This is a genomic window from Candidatus Hydrogenedentota bacterium (genome assembly GCA_018005585.1).
Lineage (GTDB): Bacteria > Hydrogenedentota > Hydrogenedentia > Hydrogenedentales > JAGMZX01 > JAGMZX01.
The window spans coordinates 13,678-20,849 of record JAGMZX010000106.1 but is presented as its reverse complement, the minus strand read 5'-3'; the positions used below and the strand labels follow the sequence as shown (position 1 = coordinate 20,849).

Genomic DNA, 7,172 nt, shown 5'->3' with positions numbered 1-7,172 from the left:
TCGGGCTTGCCGATGAATTTGGGCGCGCGGCCCGTGGCCGTTTCGATCAGGGCCGCAATCGCGCCGCAGTCCGGAATGGGCCCGTACTCCGTGGGGCATACCTTGTCGGGGTTCGTCGCGACATAGGGCAGCCCTTGGCGTACGAGCAGGCAAGCGCGCTCCAGCTTTGCGTAGGTCACGGATGTGTCGAAACTCAGCACCACGGCTTCGGGTTTCGCCGCGTCCAAGTCGAAGCCGCCGCGCCGAAGTTCCTCTTCGAAGGAAGGCGGCGCGACGGCGTATATCCTGCGATACGGCGTCTGGGTCTGCAGATAGCGGACCGTCGCCTCGCCCGCGGTGAGTATGTTCCCGGGCGCGGCCTCGATGCCCATGCGGCCGAGTTTTTCGCTGTATGCGGCGGCCGCGCGCGTCGGGTTGTTCGTGAAAAAGAGGCACTGTCTGCCGCTCTCGCGAAGAAAGCGGATGAACTCGGGCGCGCCCGGTATGGGGTCCGGACCCAGGTAAATGGTGCCGTCCATGTCCAACATGAAATGCCGGAGCGCCTTCAGCCGTTTCGTGTCCATGATGTTCCTTATGCGCCTCGCGACGGGTTTGCGCGGGCCGTGCCCAAGAATAGCGCCGTATCGCCGCGTAGCACCGCGCGCACGGCGGTTGTCGCGGCCGCCCGGAGGCGAAGTCCCGTATTTTGCCGATGGCAAGGCCCGCATTCAAGAAAGGAAGCCCGAGCGCGACCTGGCCGCCCCAGTGGTGACATTTTTTGTCACAAAGGGACGCGATGCGTGCCCCGATTATGGCATCTCCCGCCGGGAAACGGGCTTTCGGGGCGAAAAAAGAACGAGGTTTCATTGGATTTCACAGACTTTCACGGCGTGGGGAGCTTTGGCACGGATATTGCCAAGTGGATTACTGTAAGTTGAAGCCTGGAAGTGAGGTCCCAATAGGCGGGGCCTGCAACACCAACCGGGAAAAACCGCAAGGGAGGTCAGACTATGAAGAAAAACCTTGGTTTCACGTTGATTGAGTTGATGATTGTCGTGGCCATCATCGCGATTATCGCGGCCATCGCGATCCCGAACCTGCTGCGCTCGCGCATGCAGTCGAATGAATCGGCGGCCATCGGCAACCTGCGCACGATTGTGGGCGCGGAAACGGCGTTCCAGTCGGCGAACTTCCAGTACGCCGTTACGTTTGATCAGATGACGACGGCCACGCCGCCCTATCTCGATGGCGACTGGTCGCTGCCGAAGAGCGGTTACACCTACGTGCTTGCCGGTGACGTGGACAACTTCACGGCCAACGCCAATGCGACGTCCTATGGCGTAACGGGCGGCCGCGGCTTCTATACCGATGCCTCGGGCGTAATCCGGTTTGAAGTCGGCGGCGACGCGACGTCGGGCAGCGCGATCCTCGGTCAACAGTAGTAGCGGCGCGTTCGGCTGGACGGCCGAACAGAGATTGCAGCGCGGTGGCGAGGGAAACCTCGCCGCCGCTTATTTTATGGCGCGCAAGCACGCGAGCGCGTCCAGGTAATTCACGTTGTGCGGCAGCCAGCACTCGTTGGATTCGAAGGCGGGGATATCGACGCCGGTGAGGTCGAGCGACGGCCGGTCGTCGCCGGGCGCGCGCCATGTGATGCCGTTGATGACGCTGCCGGGCACCGCGTCGCGCTTCACCCCGGAGAATGTGTAGCGGTGGTGGTACGTGGGCGGAAAGGCGTCTCCCGAACCTTCCATCAGGCTCGTGTTGAACGGATTCATACCGAGCACCCAGTTGATCTGGTCATACGCGAATCGCCGGTAATTCTCGTCGTGCGTGTATTGGTACGCGAGCGCCGCCGCCGCGGCCGCGCCGAGCAGATAGCTGTTCGTGCCGACGTGCCAGCCACCGGTGTCCTGCGGCGTGCCGAAAAAGTTGGGCTTTTCCGGCGGGCCGAACGTGCACACGCCGAACGGGTTGTCCGCGAGGGAGAGGAGCCCGTCCGCGCGCGCAACAAGCGCATCGCGCAACGCGTCGCCGTGGTCTTCACCGAAGAGCCGGTCGAAACGGCGCAGCGCTTCGAGAAATGTCATCGAGACGGCCGCGCCGTGGATATCGCCGCTCGCGAGCGGCCCCAGGCCCATTTCGCTGACCAGCGCCTTTGCGAGGTCGGCGTACTGCGCCTCGCCGGTCAGTTCGTAGAGGTCGAGCGCCGTCGTGAGTTGGCAGGGGCCGCGGCGGCCGCTGTCCAGAGCCCATCGCAGGCTACGCCGCGCGGTCTCGATCCATGCCGCCGCGGAAACGGGAACGGGCGCGTCATCACCTTTCGCAACGACGGTTTCTGCGCCCGCGAGGAACACGGCGAGCCGCGACACCGCCGCATGATGGTGATCTGGAGTGTCGCCGCGCTCCGCGCCGAGAGGCCGTTCATCGCCGGTGCCCGGCAGGTTGTCCGTCTCCATCTCCGGTGATCCCCAATACCCGTAGCCGGTTGTGATGCCGCCGCGCGTCGAGCCGTCCTCCGCGACCATGCGCCGCGCATGGTCCGCACCCCAGACAATCTCGTCGAGCAGGTCCGCCCGGCCATTACTGTCCGCATCCTCCGCGTCGAACGCCGCGCGCGCCATCGCGTAGACATGTTCGAGCCCGAGCACGTACGGCGCGTTGTGATACTTGTTGTAGTCGCCCGCATCGTGCCAGCCGCCCCAGCAGTCGAATTGCGCGCCTTCGGGCGACGTGGAATCGTCGACGTGACATGCCTTGTGAAAACCCGGTACTGCCGTGCCGCAGCGTTGATAGTAGAAATACCGGTATGCAGGCCGTACCGTTCGTTGCCAGACCAAGTTTTCGCCAATCTCGAACTCGTACGACTCGGCCTGTGTCCGGCCCACGGTGACGCGAATCCGGTACGTGCCCGGCTCATCAAATTCCGAGAAATCGCCGCGCCAATACACGTGGCCCCAATCCTGGCCGAACGCGCCCTGAATGCGGCCGCGCTTTGCGAGTTCACCGGAAAACAGGACCTTGTCACCGCGAAGAAGATTGAAAGTGGGATTGTCCGCGTCCGCGTTCGACTGTACGACAAAGGACTTGGGCGCGCCGGCGTCGTAGCCAACCTGATTGATGAGCACCTCGACGCAGCGCGGTTCGACAAACACGCCCACTACCTGAATGGCGTCAAACCATGCGTCGCCAGTCAAGGCCGGGTCCAGCGGCTCCGAGGGGAACATCCGGTATTCGTCCTCAGTCTCGCTGAGCCGCTCATGGCGCGGGTTCAGACAGGAGATGGTCAGCGATTCCTCCTGCGGGTCCGGGTACAGGGAGAATGCAAGACGGCGCCAGTCCGTCTCAGGCAGCGATGGCGGAACGTTATCCGTTTCCGCGACGGTCCCCCGCCAGAAAAAGCGGAAATGCGGGTTTCCCGCATGACGTACGCGCGTCTCGACAAAGGCATACTGCAAATGAGGCGGCACGGGGATGGGATCAGAGACGCATTCACCGCCGGGGGTTATCCGCAATGAAGACGTCCCGCTCGATACTGTCTGATCGTCCCGCGCGCAGCAGCCATCCGGTTGCGCCGTCCAAGCGCGTGCTTCGCGTTGGCGGCGCGCCCTGGCCTCCTCCGTGGTGTCGTCCGGGCCCAGTGGCTTGCCCGATTCGAAATCGCCATGTTCGAACAGAGTGCGCGAAACACGCACCATTTCTGGGCGCTTCTGTTTGCGCACCGTTCTCGCGCCGGTCAAAGCCGCATCGGCCCGCGCCGACGGCCAGGAGATGCGCTCCGCGTCGTACCCGGCACAGAGTCCGAGGCAGTACAGGCGCCGGTCACTGCCGCAGACCAGAATGTCCGTGCGTCCGTCCAGGTCCACATCCGCTATCGCCGGCGCGCCGAGGAAACGCAATTGACCCTCAAAGCGCCACTTGAGCCTGCCCTTGTCGTCCAGGCAGTACAGGACGCGGTCGCCGGCCGCCGCGAGCGTCTCCACGCGTCCGTCTCCGTCCACGTCGCCCATGCTCAGGGCGGAGTGTGCCGGTGTCTCCAAGGCGAAGGACCACAACTGCCGGCCGCCGCCTGGGCCAAGCCGATGCGTCCTGTACAGGGAGACTCGCCCTTGCGCATCCCCGAATGCCACTTCGGGTATGCCGTCGCCGCTTACGTCGGCGAAGGCGCAGGACGCGGCGGAGTACGTGTCGAAGCTTCCGGGCAAGGGCGTCTTCAAGCATTCGGCGTTTCCGCCCAAATGGACTATCCACAGCGCGTTGTCATTCCGCGAAATGCAGAAGAGACGCCAATGATCGTTGTCATCCTGCCAATGAGTTATTGACGGCCCGCCGAGGAAGTAATGTGGCAAGCGTCGTTCCCAACTCAGCGTGCCGTCGGGGTTCAGGCAGAACGGCCCGTTCTGCGCGACGGCGAAGACTTCCGCGCGGCCGTCTTCGTCCGTGTCGGCGGCGGCGAGCATGCCGGGGATGACCGGCGCGGGCGTGTCCGGCGCTGCGGGATAGCGCCAGAGCGTGTTGGCGTCGCGGTCCAGCGCGAAAATGCCCTCTTTCTCGGTGCCGTAGACGATTTCCTCGACGCCGTCGCCGGTGAGGTCGGTCCAGAGCGCGCCGCCCCATTCGACCGCGCCGATGGGTTTGCGCCAGACAACCGCGCCGTCTTCCGCGCGGATACACGTCAGTGTACCGTCCGCATTGCCGATGACGAGCAGTCGCGGGCCGGTTTCGATGGGCGAACTGAGCGCGGTGGACGCTATCAGCCGTTTCTTCCAGCCCGCGCGGCATTCCCAGACCTGCCGGCCCTGCGCATCGATGCAGCGCAGCGTTTTTGCCTCGCTGTCGGCGATGACGGTCTCAAGGCCGGCGGCGGGATGCATGTCCGCGACCAGGGGCGGCGCGTAGAGGTTGGACTGCGCCTCGTAAACCCATGTCACGGCCGGCGTGACGGCCGCCGCGCCGGACGCCGCGCAGAGGATGGCTGCCACGGATATTGCGTACACGCTGTGATTGTGCATAAGCCGATCCCCTCGCGTTTCCGAACCCAAGAGGCCGGGTTTCAGTCTACTGTGACAAAGCCGTTGGATTCTGCAACGTTCGTGCAGGGACAAGCACGTCTCCCCCACGAAGCACGGGGTCGCATGTGCCAGTCCCCTGCTTTTTCAATGGGGGGGCTGCACCTGGTACCGGAAACGGTTCAGGTGCGCGAGCGTGCTGATGGCAAGCGCATTGTTGCGGATGTCGCCCGCGTTGGTGCGCGCTTCCGGCAGTTCCACGTCGCGCATATCGAAGTACGGACGGTCATCGCCGGGGCCCTTGGGTCCAATGCCGCGCGCAATCGTGCCGGGCACGGCGCCGCGCCGGACGCCCGCGAACACGTGCAGGTCGTGATACGCGGGCGGCTGCTTGTGGCCAAGTCCTTCGACCAGGGAGAGGCCGTAGGGGTTGTTGCCGAGCAGCCAGTTGAGTTGGTCCCAGATAAATTGGAGGTACTCGGGCTTCGGCGCGAAGCGGTACGTGCGCGCGACATGCTCCGCCGCCTCGAGGATGTAGCGCGTATTGCCTTCGGCGGCGCCGTCCTTGCCGTCGGGCCCGCTGAAGAAGACGGGCCGGTTCGCCGGTCCGTAGGTGTACACGCCGAACGGGTTGTTGGCGAGGCGCAGCAGCGCATCCGCCTGCGCGGTGAATTTCAAGCCAATTTCAACCGTGCTGAACGTGCCAAATTCGTCGTCGTGGGCATTCACGCTATCGACGAATTCGACAACAACGCCCGGGAACAACTCCTGCGCCATGGCGCCGAAGCGCTCCTCGCGCGTAGCCAGAAACAGGTTCATAGCCGCGGCGAACTGTCCCGGTCCGCGCCGGTTCGCCGCGAGGTCCCGCTCGAGGGCGTTTGCGACGGCATCGACGAAGGGCTGCTTGCCCTCGACATGCCGCGCGAGACAGGCCAGCGCGGCCAGATGGAAGGTGTCGTCGTCCGTGCGCATCGCCTTCCGTTCGTCGCCGGTGCCCGGCGTGTTGTCGGTGTCCTTTCCGGACGCGCCCGCGTAGCCGGGCGTGGCCTGCACGCCTTGATACACGGCGGTCTCCTGGCTCACGAGCCGCCGCACGAAATCAGCGCCCCAAAGCAGTTCGTTTATCATGTCGCTCTTGCCGTCCTGGTCGGTGTCAAGCGTATTGAAGCGCCACGCGGCCGCGTCATAGGCCTGGGCCAGTTTCCAGAGCACGAACGGGTTCGTGAGTTTGGCGCAGCGGCCGTCGTCGCACCACCCGCCCGCCAGCGGCAACGCCACCTGCGTTTCGGCGTCCACGGCGTCATCCTGATGAAACGCGGGCTGGAAATTCGGGATTTCGGCGCCCGAACGCTGCAGTGCGAAATGGTTCAACGCGACCGGAACCACCTGCTCCCACATCAATTCCCGCGCGATTTCAAACGATTCGGATTGCGCGGCGTGGCCGTCCATGGTCACGCGGATGCTGTGGCTGCCGCTGCCGTGGTACTCCGAGAAGTCGCCGCGCAGGTAGTAATGCTCCCACGTGCGCCCGTTGATGTCGGTGATCCGCTGGGGCGGCTCCAACGTGCCGCTGTAGACGGGCTCGCCGATGTCCGAGAGGACTTCAAACGATGCGGCTGCGGGCGCGAAATTGCAGTATGCGGTGAAGCGTTTGGGTCCCTGTGGCTCATAACCCACTTGGTTGCAGTAGACTCCGGCTTGCGGCGTCCGCTCGTAGTTGCCGTACAACTGTGCGCCGTCCCACCACGCCGCGGCGCCTTCCCGCGCCTCGGTGGTCAGAACGAGCGTCAGGCGATCCGCGCCATCCGGGGGCTCGCTTTCCGGGAGATTGAAACGCCGCCACCCGTTCGCGCCCGGCGCCGCGGCGGTCAATGCGTCCTCGCGCACGATTCCATCCGCGTTGTTCCAGCGCAATACCGCCGCCGTTGCGCCGTCGCCCTTGGCCATGACGCTGCCCGACACGGACGCCAGGTCCGGGGTCACGACTACCGTCTCGGAAAAAACGCAGAGTTTTCCGGTGCTGGGCATGACCTTCAATGCGCCGGGGCCGGTCAGCTTGACCTCCGCGTCCTGCAACCAATCGCCCTCGCCTTCCGCGGTCCAGCCGAGAGGCTGTGTTGCGCCCGCCGCGGCACGGTCAAAACCGCCGAGGGGCAGGAGCGGCAGACTCTCGGAGATGGTATC

At 64.8% G+C, this 7,172-nt stretch carries 4 protein-coding genes; 1 reads left to right on the top strand and 3 read right to left on the bottom strand.

Annotated features, from left to right (window positions below):
• Positions 1-563, bottom strand: a 563-nt coding sequence (locus tag KA184_16475; GenBank protein ID MBP8131175.1) for an HAD-IIA family hydrolase, incomplete at its 3' end; no start/stop codon positions are given.
• Between the two features lie 426 nt (positions 564-989).
• Here KA184_16475 and KA184_16470 point away from each other — a divergent pair.
• A complete protein-coding gene (locus KA184_16470) occupies positions 990-1,421 on the top strand; it encodes a prepilin-type N-terminal cleavage/methylation domain-containing protein (protein ID MBP8131174.1) in 432 nt (143 codons plus the stop codon).
• A gap of 69 nt (positions 1,422-1,490) precedes the next feature.
• Here KA184_16470 and KA184_16465 read toward each other — a convergent pair whose 3' ends face one another.
• A complete protein-coding gene (locus KA184_16465) occupies positions 1,491-4,991 on the bottom strand; it encodes a glycoside hydrolase family 9 protein (GenBank protein MBP8131173.1) in 3,501 nt (1,166 codons plus the stop codon).
• Positions 4,992-5,135: 144 nt separating this feature from the next.
• Positions 5,136-7,172 (bottom strand): glycoside hydrolase family 9 protein (locus KA184_16460; GenBank protein ID MBP8131172.1); only part of this gene is annotated, 2,037 nt, incomplete at its 5' end.

Bases quoted from the DNA above. Each gene is read 5' to 3' on its own strand.
- KA184_16470 (MBP8131174.1), top strand. From the start codon at position 990: ATGAAGAAAAACCTTGGTTTCACGTTGATTGAGTTGATGATTGTCGTG.
- KA184_16465 (MBP8131173.1), bottom strand. From the start codon at position 4,991: ATGCACAATCACAGCGTGTACGCAATATCCGTGGCAGCCATCCTCTGC.